This is a genomic window from Methanoculleus sp. UBA303 (assembly GCA_002501655.1).
GTDB lineage: Archaea > Halobacteriota > Methanomicrobia > Methanomicrobiales > Methanoculleaceae > Methanoculleus.
In genome coordinates, this window is record DANY01000022.1 from 1 (window position 1) to 19,898 (window position 19,898).

General features: G+C 64.6%; 19 protein-coding genes. 11 read left to right on the plus strand and 8 right to left on the minus strand.

The annotated features are described in order from the left end of the window. The first annotated feature begins 243 nt into the window (after positions 1-243). The gene (locus tag BP846_RS04445) at positions 244-723 is read left to right on the plus strand and encodes a C-GCAxxG-C-C family protein (RefSeq protein WP_292392851.1); all 480 of its coding nucleotides are present in this window, start codon (positions 244-246) and stop codon (positions 721-723) included. Here the strand turns inward: BP846_RS04445 and BP846_RS04450 are convergent. Next, entirely contained in the window at positions 695-1,807 is a 1,113-nt protein-coding gene (locus BP846_RS04450) for an acyltransferase family protein (RefSeq protein WP_292392852.1), read from the minus strand. The genes BP846_RS04445 and BP846_RS04450 overlap by 29 nt on opposite strands. 69 nt (positions 1,808-1,876) lie before the next feature. Between BP846_RS04450 and BP846_RS04455 the strand changes: the two genes are divergently transcribed. Continuing rightward, a complete protein-coding gene (locus tag BP846_RS04455; RefSeq protein WP_292392853.1) occupies positions 1,877-2,662 on the plus strand; it encodes a YhfC family intramembrane metalloprotease in 786 nt (261 codons plus the stop codon). Here BP846_RS04455 and thiL read toward each other — a convergent pair. Genes thiL through BP846_RS04470 form a run of 3 tightly spaced genes read right to left on the minus strand, consistent with a single transcriptional unit; the run spans position 2,659 to position 6,321 of the window. Further along, entirely contained in the window at positions 2,659-3,525 is an 867-nt protein-coding gene (gene thiL / locus BP846_RS04460) for a thiamine-phosphate kinase (protein WP_292392854.1), read from the minus strand. The two genes, BP846_RS04455 and thiL, sit on opposite strands and share 4 nt — an antisense overlap. Continuing rightward, positions 3,518-5,467 (minus strand): DUF460 domain-containing protein, encoded by a 1,950-nt coding sequence (locus BP846_RS04465; RefSeq protein ID WP_292392855.1) that lies wholly within the window; start codon positions 5,465-5,467, stop codon positions 3,518-3,520. The genes thiL and BP846_RS04465 overlap by 8 nt, the downstream gene beginning before the upstream one ends. Beyond that, the gene (locus tag BP846_RS04470; RefSeq protein ID WP_292392856.1) at positions 5,464-6,321 is read right to left on the minus strand and encodes an RIO1 family regulatory kinase/ATPase; all 858 of its coding nucleotides are present in this window, start codon (positions 6,319-6,321) and stop codon (positions 5,464-5,466) included. The genes BP846_RS04465 and BP846_RS04470 overlap by 4 nt, the downstream gene beginning before the upstream one ends. A gap of 49 nt (positions 6,322-6,370) precedes the next feature. Here BP846_RS04470 and BP846_RS04475 point away from each other — a divergent pair, with 49 nt between their 5' ends. Further along, positions 6,371-7,279, plus strand: a complete 909-nt coding sequence (locus BP846_RS04475; protein WP_292392857.1) for a TIGR00269 family protein — start codon at positions 6,371-6,373, stop codon at positions 7,277-7,279. A gap of 21 nt (positions 7,280-7,300) precedes the next feature. Here the strand turns inward: BP846_RS04475 and BP846_RS04480 are convergent, their stop codons facing one another. Continuing rightward, entirely contained in the window at positions 7,301-8,023 is a 723-nt protein-coding gene (locus BP846_RS04480) for a glucose-6-phosphate isomerase family protein (RefSeq protein ID WP_292392858.1), read from the minus strand. Then, positions 8,023-9,303 carry a COG1361 S-layer family protein gene (locus tag BP846_RS04485; protein WP_292392859.1) on the minus strand — a complete coding sequence of 427 codons (1,281 nt, stop codon included), beginning with the start codon at positions 9,301-9,303 and terminating at the stop codon, positions 8,023-8,025. Before BP846_RS04485 ends, BP846_RS04480 begins: the two co-directional genes overlap by 1 nt. A 63-nt stretch (positions 9,304-9,366) precedes the next feature. Between BP846_RS04485 and BP846_RS04490 the strand changes: the two genes are divergently transcribed. Further along, positions 9,367-10,158 (plus strand): TrmB family transcriptional regulator, encoded by a 792-nt coding sequence (locus tag BP846_RS04490; protein ID WP_292392861.1) that lies wholly within the window; start codon positions 9,367-9,369, stop codon positions 10,156-10,158. Here the strand turns inward: BP846_RS04490 and BP846_RS04495 are convergent. Then, a complete protein-coding gene (locus BP846_RS04495; protein WP_292392863.1) occupies positions 10,152-10,898 on the minus strand; it encodes a DUF128 domain-containing protein in 747 nt (248 codons plus the stop codon). The genes BP846_RS04490 and BP846_RS04495 overlap by 7 nt on opposite strands. 160 nt (positions 10,899-11,058) lie before the next feature. Between BP846_RS04495 and BP846_RS04500 the strand changes: the two genes are divergently transcribed. Next, the gene (locus BP846_RS04500) at positions 11,059-12,018 is read left to right on the plus strand and encodes a hypothetical protein (RefSeq protein WP_292392864.1); all 960 of its coding nucleotides are present in this window, start codon (positions 11,059-11,061) and stop codon (positions 12,016-12,018) included. Positions 12,019-12,025: 7 nt separating this feature from the next. Beyond that, complete coding sequence (locus BP846_RS04505) at positions 12,026-13,354, plus strand: NAD(P)/FAD-dependent oxidoreductase (protein WP_292392866.1); 1,329 nt, start codon at positions 12,026-12,028, stop codon at positions 13,352-13,354. Between the two features lie 9 nt (positions 13,355-13,363). Here BP846_RS04505 and BP846_RS04510 read toward each other — a convergent pair whose 3' ends face one another. Next, positions 13,364-14,986 carry a putative manganese-dependent inorganic diphosphatase gene (locus BP846_RS04510; protein ID WP_292392867.1) on the minus strand — a complete coding sequence of 541 codons (1,623 nt, stop codon included), beginning with the start codon at positions 14,984-14,986 and terminating at the stop codon, positions 13,364-13,366. Positions 14,987-15,151: 165 nt separating this feature from the next. Between BP846_RS04510 and BP846_RS04515 the strand changes: the two genes are divergently transcribed. The 5 genes from BP846_RS04515 to BP846_RS04535 all read left to right on the plus strand — a co-directional run bounded on the left by BP846_RS04515 (position 15,152) and on the right by BP846_RS04535 (position 19,763). Next, positions 15,152-16,288, plus strand: a complete 1,137-nt coding sequence (locus BP846_RS04515) for a COG1361 S-layer family protein (protein ID WP_292392869.1) — start codon at positions 15,152-15,154, stop codon at positions 16,286-16,288. Then, on the plus strand, positions 16,285-16,959 hold the full coding sequence (locus BP846_RS04520) for an ABC transporter ATP-binding protein (RefSeq protein ID WP_292392871.1): 675 nt from the start codon (positions 16,285-16,287) through the stop codon (positions 16,957-16,959). The genes BP846_RS04515 and BP846_RS04520 overlap by 4 nt, the downstream gene beginning before the upstream one ends. Continuing rightward, complete coding sequence (locus tag BP846_RS04525) at positions 16,956-18,137, plus strand: ABC transporter permease (protein ID WP_292392873.1); 1,182 nt, start codon at positions 16,956-16,958, stop codon at positions 18,135-18,137. The genes BP846_RS04520 and BP846_RS04525 overlap by 4 nt, the downstream gene beginning before the upstream one ends. A 99-nt stretch (positions 18,138-18,236) precedes the next feature. Beyond that, positions 18,237-18,491: a DUF3303 domain-containing protein gene (locus BP846_RS04530; protein WP_292392940.1), complete on the plus strand. Its 255-nt coding sequence runs from the start codon at positions 18,237-18,239 to the stop codon at positions 18,489-18,491. Positions 18,492-18,584: 93 nt separating this feature from the next. Next, on the plus strand, positions 18,585-19,763 hold the full coding sequence (locus BP846_RS04535) for an ABC transporter permease (protein ID WP_292392875.1): 1,179 nt from the start codon (positions 18,585-18,587) through the stop codon (positions 19,761-19,763). Positions 19,764-19,898: the final 135 nt, after the last annotated feature.

The following is a 19,898-nucleotide window of genomic DNA, read 5'->3' on the forward strand; positions in this document are numbered from 1 at the left end:
CCGTGGGGGAGGGGGACGAAGGCCAGATATGGTCGGTTATTTTGGAATCGATGCACTAGGTGTGACTTTGCATCCTCGGCAACCGTGATCGGTGAGCCGGTCCCGGCGGAGCGGATGCCAAGGAAGTGTTCCCGTTCGGGTAACGCTCTTCTCCAGGTCTCTTCTTTCCTTGACCGGTTCTTAATATCTTCCCCCGGACCTCCCGCGCAAGTTTGAAGGGGGCGGGTAGCGAACCCCCATCAGGTGAGTTCTACGACAGAACGTTCAGAGAGAGCGGTCGCCTGCTTCATGCAGGGCTGTAATTGTGCACAGGCAGTCAGTTCGGTTTTCGCCCGCGATGCCGGGGTGCCCGAAGAGGTCGTCCTCCGGGCGGCCACCGGGTTCGGCGGCGGAGTAGGGCATACGGGGGGCGCCTGTGGGGCCGTATCGGGTGCGGTCCTCGCGCTCGGGCTCCTGTTAGGGAGCACCGGCCCTGAGGGAAAAGAGGCGAAGGACCGGACCTACGCCCTCACACAGGAGTTCATCGCCCGCTTCGTCCGGACGCACGGGACAATCTCCTGCACCGGGCTCCTCGACTGTGATCTCTCGACCGACGAGGGGCTCGCCCGGGCCCGCGAGCAGGGCCTCGCCCCGACCCTCTGCCCCAGGTATGTCCGGGATGCGGTGGAGATCCTCGAAGAGGTCCTCGCGTCTGTCACTTCCGTGCCGCCCACCACCCGGTGAGGGGCTCCGGCAGGAGCGGCAGCCCGAGCGCCCGCCGCAGGTCGGCAGTGTTGAGGTTCTTTGCCGCGAGCGCCCGCCGCTCGATGACGTGCCAGGAGAGGAACGCGAGCGGGAACGTCACCAGGAACGAGAGGCCGCAGAGCGTCGGGAGGAGGAGGGTGTTCTCCGTGGCCTGGATCAGGATCTGCTGGACCGGGTAGTGGTAGATGTAGATGCCGTAGGAGAAGTCGCCCGGCCTCCCGAAGTTGTTCAGGAACGGGACCGGGAGGTGTGCGGCGTAGATGACGAGGTAGGGGATGCAGACCAGCCCGGCGACGGTCAGGTAGGGTGTCAGGGCCGAGAGGCCGAGCAGCAGGAAAAGCGCCCCGGCGACAACCGGCCGGTAGGTGATGCGCTCCCGGTGGAGGTAGAGAGAGGCCCCGATGAAGAAGTAGAGGGTGAACCGGATCTTCGCCATCCGGGGGTCGTCGAACCAGGCCACCCAGAGAAGGACGTTTATTCCCGCGAGGGCAAGGATGGCGCCCCACCGCCGCAGGAGCCCGGCGATACCAAGGAGCGCGACGACACCGTACATAGCGACCTCGACGGGTATCGTCCAGAGCGAGCCGTTGACGTAGGTCCACGGGTTCTCCTGGAAGAGGCCAATTGCCGACCCGTTCTCAAAGAACGGAATGGTGGCGAGCCCTGCCGGGGAGAAGAGGGCACCGAAGTACTCTACCGGGGGGAGGTTCGTCATCAACGGGCCGATGACGAAGAGCGTAACGAAGATCGCGAGGACAAATGCCGGGACGACACGGAGAAACCGTTTCCAGGCGAAGCGGAGCGGCGATGCGGTCGACTCCCAGCTCGCCGTGATCAGGTAGCCGCTGGTGACGAGGAGGACGGCGAGCCCCGTCTGCCCCATGAGCACGAACGGGTCGTACAGCCCTATGCCGACATAGCCGAGCCTGAGCGCGTAGGCATGCGTGACGACGATTGCCACCGCCGCGGCGAACCGCAGAAAGTCGAAGTTGTTCGAGAACCGGCCTGCACCTCCGGACCTGCCCCCTCCCTCCGGGGCCGTTCCCGGGTGCTGTATATGCATAGTGATCGGGATATCCTCTTCACCTATACATTGACAATTGTTAAATAATTAGTCAAAGCATTCTCCCCCATGGACCCGCTGGTTGTCGCTACGTTCGCCGTCGTCGCCCTGCTTGAGATCATCGTTCCGCTCGCGCTCGGCTACTGGATCGTCAAAAAATTCGGCCTCTCATGGCGTGTCTTCGGGCTCGGCGCCCTCTTCTTCATCGTCGTGCAGGTCTTCCACGCGCCGCTCGTCATCTTGACGCAGACCCCGCTCTACTTCGCTGTCCTCCCGTTCGGCACGACGGCGGCCGTCGCGGTCCTCGCCCTCTACCTCGGCCTCATGGCCGGGCTCTTCGAGGAGGTCGGCCGCTACCTCGTCTACCGCTACCTCTTCCGGCGGCAGGAGATCCCCCTCACCCGGGAGAACGGCCTCCTCTTCGGGACCGGGTGGGGCGGTGTCGAGAGCATGATCGTCGCGCTGGTCGTGCTTGCGGGCATGGTCTCCTACATCCTTCTCACCGGCGACGGGGGAGCGATCCCCCTGCCCGACGACCCCCTCCCCCAGGCCGAGATCGAGGCCCTTCAGGCGCTCACCCCGCTCGACATCCTCCCCGGTCTCGCCGAGCGGATGATGACGATCACCCTGCACATCGCCTGGTCGCTGATGGTGCTCGCCGCCGTCGTCTACGGTAAAAAAGCGCTCCTCGCCCTCGCCATCCTCTGGCACGCTGCAGTGGACGCCGCCGCCGTCTACCTCGCGCAGACGCAGGGGATCCTGGTGACCGAGGGGGTCATATTCCTCTTTGCTGTGCTCGCCCTCGCGTATATCTTCTGGGAGTGGCGGCGGATGGGGGTAAGGGCGGCAGCCTAACCCTTCCACTCGTGCAGGTATCCCCGGCGTTCGAGCGGCGTTCCGTCCGCGAGGACCGTTCGCTCTGCTACGACCTCCCCGATGACGTGCGCAGTGACCCCCGGGATCGGAAAGAGAGCAGGAGGGGCGGTGAAGAGGAGTTCAAAGTCCCCTCCGCCGTAGAGTGCGAGTTCTCGGGCCTCGTCCTCCGGGACGCCGGCCGGGAGCGGGAGACGGGCGGTATCGACGGCAAACCCGCAGTCGTTCACCGCTGACAGATCGTAGAGCGAGAGGGCGAGGCCGTCGGAGATGTCCATCATCGCCGAGGCCCCGGCACGACCGAGCGCCTGCCCCTCTGCTACCCGGGGCTGCGGTTCGAGGAGTTCCTTTCTATGCTGTTCGTAGCCGTCCAGGGCAGCCTGGGCCTCCCCGAGCGGCCCGGTGACCGCGATGACGTCACCCGGCCGCGCTCCCCGCCGCCGGACGATCTGCTCCGGGGCGACGGTCCCAAGCCCGGTGCTTACGATGGTCAGTTCCCGGTGGGCGTCGAGATCCCCCCCCACGAGTTCAGCGCCGAACGCAGTGCAGCAGTCCCGTGCGCCCACCATGATCCTGAGGAGGCGTTCCGGCCGGTCGAGACCGACCGCGAGGAGCACCTGCCCCGGCGCCGCCCCCATGCTCGCGATGTCCGAGAGCGTGACCGCCACCGCCATCCAGCCGACCTGCCAGTCGGTCATCCCCGCCGGAAAATCAGTGGTCTCATGAAGCATATCGGTGCTCGCGACCAGAAGGGTATCCCCGCAGGGAATGACGGCGCAGTCGTCTCGAAGCCGCTCCGGGGCGATGACCGTCCCGATAAGCCGGTGCAGGCCCCGCTCATCCACCGCGACGCACCTCCTTCTCCCGCTCGCTCCGGTACTCCTTGAAGAGGTACTCGACCCGTTCGGCCTCCTTCTCCCGCCGGTACTCCTTCTGATCCTCCTCCCACTCCCTGATCGCCTCCTCGACGCCCCCGGTCTTTGCCGCCCCGGTCCTGCCCCGGATATCCGGGCCCACAGCTTCGGCGGGGAGCAGGGGGAGGCCGGCCTCCCGGGCGACCCGGACCAGGTGCGGGTCGGGAGGCTCCCCGCCGACGACCAGCGCCCGCACCCCCGTCCTCGCAAGGTCTTTCACCACGCCTCGCCCCCAGCCGTGAGCCCGGGGAACGTAGAGGATATCGCCCGCGGAGATGCCGATCCCCTCCTGGAGGTTCCGCACCCCGTCCCGGGTGAGGGAGTCGAGCACCTTGAGCGGGGTGTAGTCCTCGGAGACCTCGATCTTCGCGACAGTCTCTATCCGCTCCAGGCGTTTTTTCAGCCGCCGGGTCCGCCGCCGCTCGCCCCGGAGCTGCTCGCGCAGGCTCTCGATGGTCGCGTCTTTCGTCGCGAGTTCTGCATCCCGCCGGACCTTCTGCTCGGTCGCGGAACGTGCCCGCCGCAGGCCCTGCCGCAGCCGCTCCACCTCCCGGTCGCGCTCCCGGAGGTCCTCCTGCAGGTCCTGGACGTAACTCCGGAGCCGCTTCACCATCCCGTCGAGCGCCATCACCCGCTCGTCCTCGACCGGCCGCTTCGGGACCGCTGCCGCCGGTTCGGCCTCATTTGGCGCCGCCGGTGCTCCCTGCAGGTCCGCGAGGATCGCATCGAGCGGCTGGCCCCGGAGCACCCGTGCCCGCACCTCATCGAGGTCGAATCCCGGCTGCACCCGCTTCGCGATATTCCGGAACTTGTTCTGGAGGCTCCGGTAGGCGTCCAGTGCCGCCGAGAGGGCGTCGCGCTCGTGGTCGTTCGTGTACGAGAACCGGGCGGTCAGGTCATACTTCGCTTCCACCGAGAGCGATTGCTTCGGGGTGTAGGGGATGGCGTTGAACGCCCGGCGTATCTTCTCGACCGAGTAGGGCATCTGCTGGACGTCGGAGGCGACGATGAGTGGTTTTCCGGCGCGGTAGAGTTCCTCGACTATATCGGACATCGTCATCTGGCGGGAACTTGAGAGGAGGACCAGGTTGCCGTCGAGGTCCACAGCGGCGATGCCGGTCGTCGTCCCGGGGTCGAGCCCGACGATCAGGTAGCGGGGGCGGCTGGAGAGCGGTTCAAACCGTATCCGATCGAGCTCTTTGCCTGTCACCCGGACCTGGACATCGGCGCCCCGGGAGGAGTGGACCGGGACCCTGTCCCGGGAGGCGATGACCCGGAACGCGACCCGTGAGAATCCGCCGAAGGCCTTTGTCTCCTTCTTCTCGTAGTCGAGCCCGGCGCCCCGGAGCCTGGCTTCGATCTCCCGGGCCTTCTGCAACACGGCGCCGTGGATCTTCCTGACGTAGCGGTTCTGGCTCCACCCGCCCCGGCCCGGCGACCGGTGCCTGCTCACCGTGATGTCGGTGGTGTTCTCAAACGCTATCACCTCGACGCCCGCCCCGAGGGAGGCCACCCGGGCTGTGGTCCGGGCCTCGGCGTAGGGGTCGAACTTGTTGAAACTGATGTTGTAACGGGCGGCGACCTTCCCAAGGGTCTCTTTCCGTTCGCCGCCGGTCACCTGGACAAGTTTCGTCGACGGCGGGAGCGCCTGCAGGAAGGCGTGGAGTTCGCGCTGGTCGGCGGCGATCTCCTGGAGGCTATCCACCGCGAGGATATCGGGCTCTTCGCTCGCAAGGAGGCGTTGGAGCCGGAATCCGGTGACCTCCTCGACGCCCAGGACCTCGCCGTCCTCCACCTGGGCGAGGGCATAGACGGGCCGCCGGGTACGGGAACGAACCGAACCTTTGATGATATCGATCCCGAAGACCTTCACTCCACCACCCTTGCCAGTGCTTCGTCGCAGGCGTATTCAAGGCCGTATTTCCGTTTGAAGTACTGGAGGATGTTCTCGATATCCCGCGTGAGGATCTCACCGGCGTTGGGGTGGGCGGTCTCCACCCACTGGGGCCAGTCGATCAACCAGCACTGCCCCTCGTCGACCATGACGTTGAACTCGCTTAAGTCGCCGTGGACGATGCCGAGACGGTAGGCCTCGCGGATGTTATCAAGGATCTCGTCGAGGATCATCTCCGGCTCCGCAAGGGCCGCCCGCGAGAGGTTGACCCCCGGCACAAACGACATCGCCACGACGTGCCGGTTCTGGTCGATGGGAAGCGGCACCGAGACGGCGGGGTGGAGGATCTTTAAGGCATCGTACTCCATCTTCGCCGAGTTGCTCGAAGCGAAGAGCCAGGGACAGTGCCCGCCCTCCGGCATGTAGCCCCGCTTCAGCCGGGCTGACTGGAACGACCGCTGCCCGACCCGGTGGAACTTCAACACCACAGGCCCGAGCCCCATTGCCTCGTAGACTTCCGACTCTTTCCCGACGCCGATCAGGGTCCCAAGCGCCTGGATGGTGCCCCGGTGGGTGAGGGTGTTGAGGGCCAGGGTGTCGTAGCCGTTGAAGACGAGAGCGTAACCCTCGTAAGGGACTTTCTCATACCTGACCATGTTCATGGCCATCAGCCTGCCCAGCCGGTAGGAGAGCTCGGACTCCGAGAACTTTGTGGCCGACCTGAGCACATCGAGCGGCACCCACTGGTAGCGGCGCATGAGACGTTCGAGGGCGAGCAGGATCCGGAGTTCGTAGGCGTGCAGGGATCGCACGTATTCTGCAGGAACAGGCATCTTCTACACCATTTATGTGCCACGGTGATAAAAGAATGATCGAGAGAGCATGCAGTGCAGCAAGTGCCGCCGCGACGCGGTCATCTACCAGCGATACTCGGGGTTGCATCTCTGCGAGCAGCACTTCAACCGCGATTTTGAGGCGAAGGCGAAGCGGGCGATACGGGAGCACCGCTGGATCGAGTCGGGGGATATGGTGGCAGTGGCGCTTTCGGGGGGCAAGGACTCAAGCGCCGTCCTCTTCTTTCTTCACCAACTCCTCCACGAGCGCCGTGACGTCCGGCTGATGGCGATAACGGTGGACGAGGGGATCTCGGGCTACCGCGATCCGAACCAGGCCCGGGCGATCGCCGACCGTATCGGCGTCCCCTGGGTGACGGCCTCGTTTGTCGAGGAGTACGGGGTCACGCTCGACGAGATCGTAGGCCGAAAGGGAACCCGGCTCTCCTGCTCCTACTGCGGCGTGCTCCGGCGAGCGTTGATGAACCGGATCGCCCGCGAGGAGGGTGTCACGAAGTTCGCCTACGGGTTCAACCTCGACGACGAGGCCCAGTCGGTACTGATGAACGTCCTCCGGGGCGACCCGGACCGACTCACCCGTCCGGTGCAGGAAGTGGAGGGTTTTGTCCCCCGGATCAAGCCGTTTATGTACATACCGGAGCGTGAGGTGGCGCTCTACGCCTTCCTCCACGTCAAGGGGATCGACCTTGCTGGCTGCCCCTACGCAGTCGGCGCCCTGCGGGGGGACGTCCGTGGCATCCTCGACGACTACACCTACCGCCACCCGGCGACGAAATACTCGCTCGTCAACCTCGGCGAGACCCTCCGGAATCCGGGGAAGCACACAGGCGATGGGCTCCGGGTCTGCGAGCGGTGCGGGGAACCGTGCGGGAAGACGTGTCGGGTCTGCCAGGTCCTTGATGAGGTACGGAAGGGAACGTCGACTATCCCCGACTGAAGTCGGGGTTCTCCGTCCCCCTCACCGCACCAGCAGGCACCCGCCGGTCACGCCGGCGAAGATCTCCATGAACTGTTCGGGGTGGTTGAGGAAGGCGACGGATCTGGGGTGTCCAATCAGATCGTAGAGCCCGACGCCTTTCTCGATCCTGAGTTCCGGGACCTCCACCGGGTCGCAGTAGCGCACCGGCGGGGCATCAGGATAATGCGGATTCTTCACGAGCGCTCCCCCTTCCATCTCGTAGTAGGCGGCGCCCTGCTGATCTATGTAGGGACCGTAGTTACTGGAGAACTCCGTCGAGACGAGGTTTGCCATTACGAGGTCACTCCCCGCAGGGTTGATGGTCACGTGGCCGTACCCCGGTGGGATCAGGATCTTGTCGCCCGCGGAGCCCTCGACCATCACCACGTCGCCGGCGTCTTCAGTCTGGAGGAGATAGTGTCCCGTCCCCGAAAGCACCTCGTAGATCTCCGGGTAGAGCATCCCGGCCGGGTTCGCAGTGTGGTAGTGCCCCTTTGTCTTGACGTACTCCCCACAGAGGGTCCGGGAAGGAATAACGGTGATGTCGTAGCGGACGTGCTGTTGCCGGAGCCACTCCCGGTCGCTCTCGCTCCGGGCGAGATCTCGGTACATAAAATAGAGGGGCTGATCGGAGGTGCAGCCGGGATCTGCAAGAACCTCTCGCATCTCTTCGATCACTCTTATCTGCGGCTCCGGTTTAGGCCCGTCCCAGTACCCGTTCATCACCTTTTCTTACGGTACACGAATATATAATACCCTGCTCCGATGATGACAGCCGCAATAGCGACGAGGAAGACCGGATTGGTGAAGAGAGCGCCCTGTTTCTTATCGAGCGCGACCCGCACCTTCATGGTGTCTGATATCTTGCTGTTGTCGAGGTCATCGCGGTAACGGATCTCGGAGTCGATCCCGTACTCCTTCAAAGTCGCGTCAGCATCGATACTCACCTCGAACCGTGCCGTTGCGGTCTCGCCAGGGGCAAGGTCGCCGAGGTAGGCAGTGTCGTCGCTGCTGGTGAAGGGGTCGACGGCGCTGATCCGGGCCTGGGCGTTGTAGACCTTCGCTGCTCCTGTGTTCTTGTAGACAACTTCAAGGATGCTCTTATCGCCGGGGTGGAGCGTCACCGTCGGCGAGACGGCGTCAAAGGCGATCTTGCCGCCGACGGGAAGACCGATCGTCGCCGCCCTGGAGGTTACCGTCTTCTCCTCGTAGTCCTCGTAGGCGACCATGACATCCAGCGGGTACGACTGAGGCTCGGCGCTGTCGGCAACCGCGACCTTGAACTTTACATCCACCGTCTCTCCCGGTTCAAACGTCCCGATGTAGGCGTTGCCGTCGGTGGGGATGAGCGGGCTCGCGCCATTCCTGACAACCTTGGCGATGGCCTTATTTGCCGTGTCGTGCCCGATGTTCTTCAGGGTCAGGTAGACATAGCCTTCCGTGCCGACGTTCAGCGATTCGGACCGTACGTTCAGGATCTCGACGCGGAGATCGGGTGTAACCCGGACGGTCAGCGGCAGGATCTCGGTCTTCTTCTGGTAGTTGTAGCGGAGGGTGTCGCCGTAATCTTCCGCCTCCTGCAGGTAGGTGTAGGTCACCTCAAGCGGCAGGGTGTAGGTGCCCGGTGTCGCGGAATCGGCCACCTTCACGTTGAACGTGGCAGTCCGGGATGCGCCGCCCATAATGTCACTCAGGAACTGGGGGTCCGTCTTGACGGTGAGCGGTGCGTCGTTACTCTTGAGAGCCACCGTAGCCAGTTTCGCGGTGTTCGGCAGGTCGTCGGGGGTGACGATCGTCGAGCCGACGATCTTGTGGGTATTCAGGCCGCTGTTAGATATGATAACGGTCAGGCTGGTGTCGGCACCGGGTGCAAATTCGTTGGTACCGGCGATCGTTGCTGACAATTCGGGGTTTCCGTAGAGGTACTTGGCCCCTGCCGCCGACCCCGGAACAGCCAGGAGTGCCAGCAGGAGCATCAGTACCGGTAAGTGCTGCCAACGCATCTTTTCACCTTGTTGTTATTTTAACAACAACATTTATTGCTGGACAGTATATATACATGATGGATGAAGGCTCTCCGGGATATACCAAACGACCTCCTCGAATCTCTTAAATCATTGGGACTTACGAAGTACGAGGCCCTCGTGTATATAGGACTCATCAGAATGACGGGTGCGACCGCGACGGAGGTCCACGAGACTTCCGGGGTGCCGCGCGCGTCCGTCTACCCGGTCCTGGACCGGCTCGTCCAGAAAGAACTGGTCAGCGTCTCCCACACGACGCCAAAACGTTTCGAAGCGATCCCTCCCGTCCGGGGCATCGAGAACCTGATGCGCCGGATTGAGATGGATGCGGAAAACGCCCGCACGGCCCTCGATGCATTTTACCAGGAGAAGGATGCGGAAGGCCGGGGCAACCAGGAACTCATATGGACTATCTACGGCGAGGAGAACATCAAGACCCGCCTCGCTGATATGTTCCGGAGCGCGGAGCGGAACATGGAAATGCTGGTCGCGTGGGACCTTCTTCGAGGGAGCGTGCTCGCACTGCTCGAGCCTGTCCCCGACTCCGTGCAGGTCGATATCGTCACCGACAACTGGAAGGGCGAGCAGCCTTCTGGGTTCAGGGTCCACGTCCACCCCCTCGGCGCGCACTACGAGACGCACGCGCCGCCGGGAAAAGGCCTGCGGTACGAGAGTTCCGGCGTCTTCCTGGTGGACGACGCCAGGGCGCTGGTCTGGATGGGGTCGAGCGGCGAGCAGCCTTCGGCGCTCTACTCGGAGTCGGCCGGGCTCGTCCAGTTCGTCAGGCGCTACCTCAACAGCGTCACGGAGTGGGTGGGTGCAGCCGGTCAGTAGTCCTCGAGGTAGCCCATCTCCCGGATATCGATCAGCCCTTTGAGCGCCCGGGTTACGACCGGCCTTCCTGCCTCCCTGACGGCGGCCATCGCGTTCGTGCCCCCGACCATCGCCACGCCCACGTACTGTGGGCTCACCGGAACCCCGAGCAGGGGGACGTTCGGGGCGCCGATGTCCAGGATGCCGGAGAACCCGATTGCCGAGAGTTCATCGAGCACCGTGCCCATGAGTGGTTCGGCCTCCATGTGGCACTCCCGGATATTCGCGAGGATGTTGCCGTTCCCGTGGTGCATAACGTCGAGGATCGACGTGGCCTCCTGGGATATCAGGACCTCGAGGGGGTCGAGCGTGGTGTCGCGGTAGAGGATCATGCTCGTGAACCGTCGGGGGATCCGCGCCTCGACCTCGACGACACCGCCCCCGATCGGGTTCTGCGGGATGCCACGCCGGAGAAGGAGGGCATCGAGCGTGATGCTGCACATCGTGCAGACGGCGTGCCGGCCGTCCGGCACGGTGTAGTCGCCGACCTCTTCTCCCGGGCCGGCGACCAGGATCCGATCGCTGATGGTGATGCCCGTTCTGTGGGCCTCCTTCATAATGGAGAGCGTGAACTCGAGGTCGCGGCTCTCGATGAGCGAGAGGTTGTATATGATTGTCCCGGTGTTCTCCTCCGGACGGTAGGTCACCCTGAGCGCGTACTCCTCGATGCGGTGGTTGGTGAACTTCAGGGGGACATGCATTATCAGATCTCTTGTGCGATAGGGGAAAAAGTGTTGCCTCTGGATTGAGGGCCGGCCCTGGTCCCTGCCCCTGACCTCCCCTTCTCTCGCCCTCCCTCTCCGGCAGGCCGGTTCCCGGGAGGGAAAACTTGTTCTACCTACCTGTGGTATTGTAAGGTGAATGGAGAGTGGGACTCGGGAAAAAGCCCGGAACGTGCTGAAGCGGATTCTGATAGCGGCCTCCTACGACGTCGAGGAGGTCGGCGACCCGCTGGATCTCTCCGCAATCGGGAACGGAGACGCCCTGGTGGCGCTCTGCTCCGACGACCCGGAGACGATCAGGAAGTTTGATTCGACGACCTACCGGCTGCGCACCGGTGACGACGACCTGGTCTGCAGGAAACTACTCTTCGCCCTCGATCAAGCGGTGCAGACGGAGGACTGCATCCGCTGGGGCGCGGATGAGTTCGTCCGCTACGCGGGCGAGGCCGCGCTTGCGGAGGTACTCGGGCGGAGCCTGATTCTCGACTTCCCTGTCCCGGCTATCCGGGGTGAACCGGTAGAGGCCGCCCCCGCGACGGAGGAGGAAGAGCCGGAAGCGGGGCCGGAGTTGCCCCACCTCCCTGTCCGGGTTACCGAGAAGCGTGCCTGTGGCATTGCCGGGCTGCATGGGTCGGCGAAGTGCCGGTTCATCCCGTACTGGAGTTACCACTACGTGAGCAGCGGCGAGCGCGAGGTGAAGGACCGGCTGGTCTCCTTCGACGCCGAGGGAGCCGGAGCAGTCAACGCCATCAACGGCATGAAGATGGAACTTGACCCCGGCACTATCGAGCGCGGACCGGTCCCGTTCGGCTCCGAGATCGTGCCCGCCCGGCTCGTGCGGGAGGACGTCGAGGGGCAACTCGTGCGGGATGTTGTCGATCGGCTCACCCAGCGGGTACGGTTCCGCTACGAGAAGGGTGACGCTATCTTCTACGAGGAGAAGACCCTCAAACCCGACCGGAGCAACATCAGGGTCGACCTCGAGGTCGTCTACGTGCCGGTCTGGCAGGTGCGGGGTGGGAGCAGGATCGTTGAGGTCAACGCGTTCACCGGCGAGGTTCTCTCGATGCCGATGGACGAGGGCGTTGAACTCCTGTAGGTAACCCATGTTCATTGTCATTGGCGGTGGCCCTGCGGGAAGGATAGGGGCGATGCGCCTCGCCCAGGCCGGAGCGGAGGTCCAGCTCATCGAGAAGCACAAGATCGGCGGACAGTGCCTGCACGACCGGTGCATGACAATCTGTGCCTTAAACGACGTTGCCCGACTCGTCGAGTATGCCCGGACCCAGAAGAACCTCGGTATCCTCGATTCGGTCCCGGCCGTCTCCTACCCGGCGGTCAAACGGAGGATGCGCGAGGTCCAGGAGAAACTCTCCTCGGTCCTCGACGCCGAGACCCGCCGGGCGGGGGTCGAGATCATCTACGGTGCCGAAGGCCGGCTTTCGGGCGACCGGGTCTATGTCGACGACGAGGAGGTCCGGGCCGATGCGGTCCTCGCGGCCACCGGTTCGCGGGCGGCCGTCCCTGATATCCCCGGGAACGGCCTCTCCGGCGTCTACACCTACCAGACGCTCCATGCGATGGACGACCTCCCACGGCGCATGGTCATCGTCGGCGGCGGGGTGGTGGCGGCGGAGTTCGCCCACATATTCCATGCCTTCGGGTCCGAAGTCCAGATCATCGCCCGGCACGGGCTGCTCCGGGACCTCGACGACAAGGTGCGCTCCGCCGCGCTCCGCGACCTCGCCGGGGTCGGCATCCGCGAGCAGAGTGTCGTCACCGGCATCGAGGGCGGCGGACGAGTCCGGTCGGTCCTGCTCGCCGGCGGCGAGGAACTGACGGCCGATGCTGTCCTGCTCGCCACCGGGCTTGTCCCGCGGTCGGAGCCGCTCCAGGGCCTCCGGAAAGGACCGGGCGGCGCGGTCATCGTGGACCGGCAGATGCGCACCAGCGTCGCCGGCGTCTACGCCGCAGGCGACGTCATCGGCCCGCCCTACCTCACCCCCGCGGCCCGCCGGGAGGGCGTGGTGGCGGCCGAAAACATCCTCGGCCACCCTACCGTCATGGACTATACGGGCATCCCGCAGGCGATGAGCCTCCGCTACGATTACGCCTTTGCTACAGCCAGAGCCGACGGGGGGTGCGTCACCCTCTCGGCTCCGGCTCCCGCGGGCCCCGGCTCGTTCTGGGACGTGGCGGGAGGCTGGGCGGGGCTTGCGCAGGTCCGGGTCGATCCGGAGACCGGCCGGCTCGTCGGGGCCGCCGCCGGTGTCCCGGGCGCATCGACGCTCCTCTCCTACCTCGGCTACCTGATGAAGCGGGGCATCACCGTCGGCGAATTTGACGATATCGTCGAGGTTCACCCCTCGACCGACGGCGTCTACGGGCTCGCCCGCTACGCTGCTGATATGCTCCGGCGGCAGAAAAAAGAGTGAACCGTCCGGCTAGAGCCGCCGGAACATCTGCCCGAACTTCGGTATAAAATCTTTTTTCCGGGACATGACGCCCTCAAGCCGGACGGGTTGGTCCCGCAGGTCCAGTTTGGTGATGCAGGCCTCGTCCCCGGCGGCGAAAAGGTCGCTCGCGTTCGCAAAGACGTTTGTGAAGAGAGCAAAGAAGCAGTCGACCCCCATCGTCGTCCGCAGGTGCTCGAGTTCGGCGCGGATATCGTCGGCATGGGTCTCCGCGAACTCAAACGACGACGCCATCACCTGCGAGACCATGATGCTCCGTCCGAAGAGGTTGTAACGCTTCATGTCCCGGGTGAGGAGCTCCTCTTTTGGGAGGGCGTCGAGATCCATGCCCTTCCGGATCAGCTCCGGCCCGAACTCAGCCGGGTCGACCCCGGTGATCTCCGCGAGGTAGTCCGCCGCCCGGATATCCACGGGCGTGGTCGTCGAGAGTTTCATCACCATCGTGTCCGAGAGGATTCCCGCAAGGAGGAGGCCGGCGGTCGATGGCGAAGGCTCTACGGAGGCCTCGATGAACTTGTTCGTGACGATCGTCGATGTCGACCCCAGGGGGTCGTTGAGGAACTTCACTGGTTTGAGGGTGGATATCGCGCCGAGGCGGTGGTGGTCGATGATCTCGAGGATATCCGCCTGCTCGATCCCGTCCACGGCCTGGGAGTACTCGTTGTGATCGAGGAGGATCACCGCTTTCTGGACGTCCTGCATCAGTGTCGTCCGGGATATGAGCCCGATGTGCTGCCGCCCCTCCCCGATGACGCAGGCCGTCCTGAACTTGGAGTTCGAGACGACCCCTTTTGCATACTCGAGCGAGTCCTCGAGCCGCACCGTGGGGACATCGGTCTCCATGATCATGCTCGCCGGCAGTGAGAGGCTGATCATCTTGCCCACACTGAACGCGTCGAGTGTCGTCGCGAGCACCGAGGCTCCCCGTGTCCGTGCGGCGGCGATCACCCGCTCGCCCACCGGCGCCCCCTCGGCGATGATGAGCGCGGCGACCCCCGCCGATATCAGGGCGAGCTGCGCCGGCTCGTTGTCCCCGACGATGGCGATGTCGTCCGGCGTCATCCGGGAGAGAGTGACATGCAGGGCGTCGATGACCGTGTAGACCCGGCCTTCCCCGAGCGTCTCGTGCGCCGGCACGACTGTCCGGGCATCGAGGATACGGGCAAGGGTCTCAAGCGGCATCGGTATGAGCGAGAGCTGTTCCCGGGGGTTCTTCCGGACGTAGGCCCGGGCGAGGCCGTACTCGCTGACGAGGCCGACCAGGGTCTCCTCCTCGTCTGTGATCGGTATGTTCCGCATGTCGTAAGTATCCATCAGGGCGGCGACGTCGACCGTAGGGACGTCCTGCCGGGCGCTCCGGGTATCGAGCGGTATATCGGATACGCTGGGCTCGACGCTTGCTATGTAGACCGGTGCTTCGGCGTTGAACGTCTCAAGTGCAAACCGGGTCTCCACGCTCACCTCCCCGCACCGGGCGGGGATGTACTTCCCCGGCTCGGTGTGGTTGCGGAGTTCAGCGTAGCCGATGACACTGCAGATGCTGTCGGTGTCGGGCTGCCTGTGGCCGATGATGTAGATGTTGTTCAGTCCCATTCTCTCCTCGGATCCCGTGCGGGTGGCGTTCCCGCCCGCCGCAGGTGCCCCGGTGGGGCCGCGGTTGTCTGGAGGTATGTCGCTCTCTGGCATCAAAGGTCTTATGCCTGGCCACTGGTCGCGCAGGAGTAATGTTGAAGTAGGGGCTCTCTCCATTCACGGGATGTGGGAACCGATTATACCGGGCTCGTCCCCGTCCTGCTCATCGCGGTATGCCTGCTTGTCTCCCCAGTCGTCGCCGGGCCGGCGGATATGGCGGTGACCTCCGTTGCGGTCGACCCTCCGGTCTTGATGCAGGGCGACACCGGCACCGTCACGGTTGTCGTGCAGAACACCGGCCCCATGGTTGTCCCGGTCGCCCGCGCCCGCCTCTACGGTGACGGCGTCGTCCCGGTGAGCGACCCCTATCCCTCGGTCGGGGATATCGGTGCGGGGACCGGGAGGACGTTCTCTTTCGCTGTCCGGGCGGACGCTTCCGATGGAACCTATTACCCCCGTTTCTCCCTCGACTTCCGGGAGAACGGGACCCTTAACTACCCGGTCCCGGTCCGGGTCGACGATACCCCGCTCCGTGCGGCGATGGCCGGGAAACCGGAGACCTTCTCTCCTGGGAGGGAGGCCAATATCACTATCCGGGTCGGTAACCCCCGTCCGAACGCTGTCTCCGGTGTCCAGGTGACCCCGTTCGGGGAAGGGTTCTCGGTCACCCCGACCGGCGCGTTCATCGGTAGCCTCGCACCCGACGGCTCCGCAACCGTCCACTTCAACCTGACCCCGGCAAGCGAGACGAACGTCACCTTCCAGGTGGCCTGGCGGAACGGGCCGAACACCCATGCCGCAAACCTCACCCAGCCGGTTGCCTTCGGCGAGGATAAGCGGCGGGCAGACCCGGTCGCAAGCAACATTGTGGTAGTCCCGGAGGGGGATGCCTACCGGACGACAGGCGATATCGCGAACGCTGGCCTCGAGTCTGCACGATCGGTGCTCGTCACCGTCGGCCCGCCCGCGGCCCCCACCGACCCCTACCGGGTCTACGTTGTGGGCACCCTCGACCCCGACGACGTTGCCCCGTTCGAGGTGACGTTCCGGGCCGGGGCCGATGTCACCGAGGTCCCGCTCATCATCGATTACCGCGACAGCGACGGGAACCCCTCCACGGTGACCGTGCCTGTCTCGCTTGAGAACCGGACGGCAGAAGGGGGAACGGCCGCCGGGGTTCTGGTCCCGGCCGCAGTCGCTGTAGTGCTGGTAGTCGCCGTCGGCCTGGCGGTCCTCTGGTTTATCCGGAGACGGCGGCGATGAACGGCGAGCCCATCATACGGTTCGACGACGTCACCAAGGTCTATCCCCTCCCGGCAGGGGCGGTCGTGGCGCTCGACCACGTCTCCCTCACCGTCGAGCCGGGCGAGTTCATCGCCGTGATGGGGCCGTCGGGTTCCGGGAAGTCGACGCTCTTAAACCTGATGGGCTGCCTCGACGTCCCGACTACCGGCAGGATCTACCTCTCCGGGCAGGATATCTCCGGTATGAGCGACGATGACCTCACCCGGCTCCGGCGTGAGCACATCGGGTTCATCTTCCAGCAGTTCAACCTCATCCCGCTCCTCTCGGCGCTCGAGAACGTCGAGTTTCCTGTCATCCTCACCGCCGGCCGGGAGGAGAGCCGGCGTCGGGCGACCGAAGTCCTCGCGGCGATGCACCTCGACGACGCCCTCTTCTCCCATAAGCCGGGCGAACTCTCCGGGGGCGAGCAGCAGCGGGTAGCGATCGCCCGGGCGCTCGCAAACGACCCCGACCTCCTCCTCTGCGACGAGCCGACCGGGAACCTGGACACAAAGACCGGGACCGCGATCATGGATCTCCTCGCGGCCGAGAATCGCCGGGGAAAGACAATCGTCATGGTCACCCACGACTCCCGGATCGCCGGCTACGCCCGCCGCCGGATCCAGATCGTGGACGGGAGGCTGGTATGATCTTCCTCCCCTTCGCGGTCCGGAACCTCCGGCGCCACTGGTTCCGGTCGCTCCTCTCGGTCATCGGGATCGTCGTCGGCGTCGCGGCCATCGCATCGCTCGGGATCCTCGGCGCCAGCCTCTCGGCGCTCGTCGGTGGCCTGGTCTCGGACGTGAGCGACACCATCCTCGTCACCCCCCACGTGGCGGTATCCAGCGGCGCCCCCTTCGACCCCAGAAACATCCTCGCTTCACGGATATCTGACCGCGACGTGGCGCTCATCGAGAAGGCGGCCGGGCAGAATCGCGTAATCCCGATGATCCGGACGGCTGAACGGCTCACCGCGGGGGATACTGCCGGTTACGTAACGGTCTACGCGCTCCACCCCGACGATATACCGCTTCTGCTTGATGCGGAGGCGGGTCGCTACCCGGCCCCCGCGTCGCCCGGGGTTATGGTGGGCTCGCTTCTCGCCGACGACCTCGATCTCGTCGTGGGGAGCCGGATCGGGTTTGGCAACGAGAGCGTCCGGGTCACCGGGATCGCCGCCGGGCGGGGCATGGGGATTGACATCAACCCCGATTACGCCGTCATCGTCACCGATGCCCGCTATCCGAACGAGGACCCGGGCATGGTGGTGGTGAAGGTCGCGGACCCCGCCGATATCGGGGAGGTGAAGGCCGCCATCGAGAGTCAGGTCAACCGCCGAAAGGAGAAGGTGGACGTCCTGGACTCGCGTGAGGTGCTCCAACTCTACTACGAGACGATGGACGCCATCTCCCTCTTCCTGCTCGGCATCGGTGCGGTATCGCTCTTTGTCGCGAGTGTCTCGATCCTCAACGTCATGGTCATCTCGGTCACTGAACGGACACGCGAGATCGGGCTGATGCGGAGTATCGGGGCGGAGAGGCGTGAGGTGCTCATCATGTTCCTCGCCGAGGCCCTGATCCTCGGAGTTGCGGGGAGCATCATCGGTGGGATCTCGAGCGCTCTCGTGGGCTACTACGCGAGCGCCGTCGCTTCGGGGCTCCTCGGAGGGTTCTTCGTCCCGGAGGGAGCGGCGGCCATGGGCCCGGCGGTCGCCGGTTACATCGCTTTCGGGATGGCGTTCGGGGTTCTCGCAAGCCTCGTCGCCGGGCTCTACCCGGCGTGGAAGGCGGCGGGCCTGAACCCGATCGAAGCGCTCCGCTACGAGTAAAGGACTTTAGGGAGTTTCCTGAAGGTCCGGGGTCACCCCCTGGATCCCCGGTTGCAGGCTTTTTATACTAGAGGTGATATGGGGAATCCGGTGAAGACGATGCTTTTTGTCCTGTGGTATAAGTTTGAACCGGAGCACACACACCAGGTCCTGGAACTCTGGAAGTACTTCCAGTTCCCCTCCGATGTGAAGGTCCACCACCGCTACCTCCTCATAGGGAGGCACATGTCGGTTGCTATCTTTGAAGCCCCGGATGAGCGCTCCATCCTGAAGATCACCGCGCCGTTCAGCTCCTATGGGGTTGCCCACGTTGCGCCGGCGATGTCGATAGAAGAGGCGATCAAAGCCGTCTGATGGGAGTCTCCAGGATCTCAACACCCCCTCTTTTGTGGTCGGTTCACCGGTCCCGGAGAAATCTTTATCAGCGATCCGCTTCATCCGAAAGCGGTGATCTTCTTCGACTTCGCCCGGCGCAACGTCCGGCTCCACTGGTTTCGGTCGCTCCTTGCGGTGATCGGGATCGTCATCGGGGTCATTGCCATCGCTTCCCTCGGGATCCTCGGAAACGGCCTGATCCTCTCGATATCCGGGACGATATCCGACGTCGGCGACACGATTGTGGTGACGCCTCATGCAGGAGCGGCCGGCGCAGGAGGGCCCCCGGGCGGGGGACCGGCCGGTGCCACCATCTCCGAGCGGCAGGTCACCGAGATCGAGCGTGCTGCCGGTGCCAACAGGGTGATCCCCGTCATCCAGAGCGGAGACCGGATTGCTGTGGGGGATACGGTGGGCGCTGCCGTCATCTACGCCGTGGAGACCGGGGACATGCCGGTGCTTCTCAACCTCGCTCTGGGACGCTACCCACGCGCCTCCTCGGGCGCCATCGCCGGGAGCCGCCTCGCCAGCGAGTTCGACATCAGCGTGGGGAGCCGTATCCAGGTCGGTGCCGAAGGCGAGGAGAAGACCCTCCGGGTGGTGGGGATCGCAGAAGAGCGAGGCATCGGGTTCGACATCAACCCCGACTTTGCGCTGATCGTTCCCCGCGCCTGGTACACCGCCGCCTACGGCGCCGAGGGCTACGACTTTGTGATAATCAGGGTGCGGGACGTCGGCGATATCGACGCGGTGAAGAGTGCCATTGAGGGGACCCTGAATCGCAGGGAGACCGTCGTGGACGTCATGGATACCCGGATGGTCCTTGAGAGTCTCTTTACTGCGTTTGAGCAGATATCGGTCTTTACGCTCGCTATCGGCGGCATATCACTGGTGGTCGCCGGGGTCTCGATCCTGAACGTTATGATGATGTCGGTCTCCGAGCGTACGCGGGAGATCGGGGTGATGCGGAGCATCGGGGCGCGAAAGGGAGATGTGCTCCGAATGTTCCTCTACGAAGCCCTGATCCTCGGGCTGGCCGGGAGCGCCGTCGGCGGTATTCTGAGCATCGGGACCGGTTATGTGGTGGATGCCGTCGTCCTCGGGCGGCCGGACTTCCTCTTCGCCCCCTCCAGCCTCGTCTACATCATCTACGGCATGATCTTCGGTGCTGTGACGAGCATCGTAAGCGGCATCTATCCGGCATGGAAGGCAGCAAACTTAAACCCCATCGAGGCGCTCCGCCACGAGTGAAGGGGCTGGACCACCGCGCGGTCCACCCGCGGGGATGCGGTTCCCCGATCCGGCCCGGGCGGGGCCCACCCGCCGGCCGGTGCCGGGGCTCTCGCAAAACGCGGTCGATTCCCCTGAATCGGCTGAAAGAGCCCG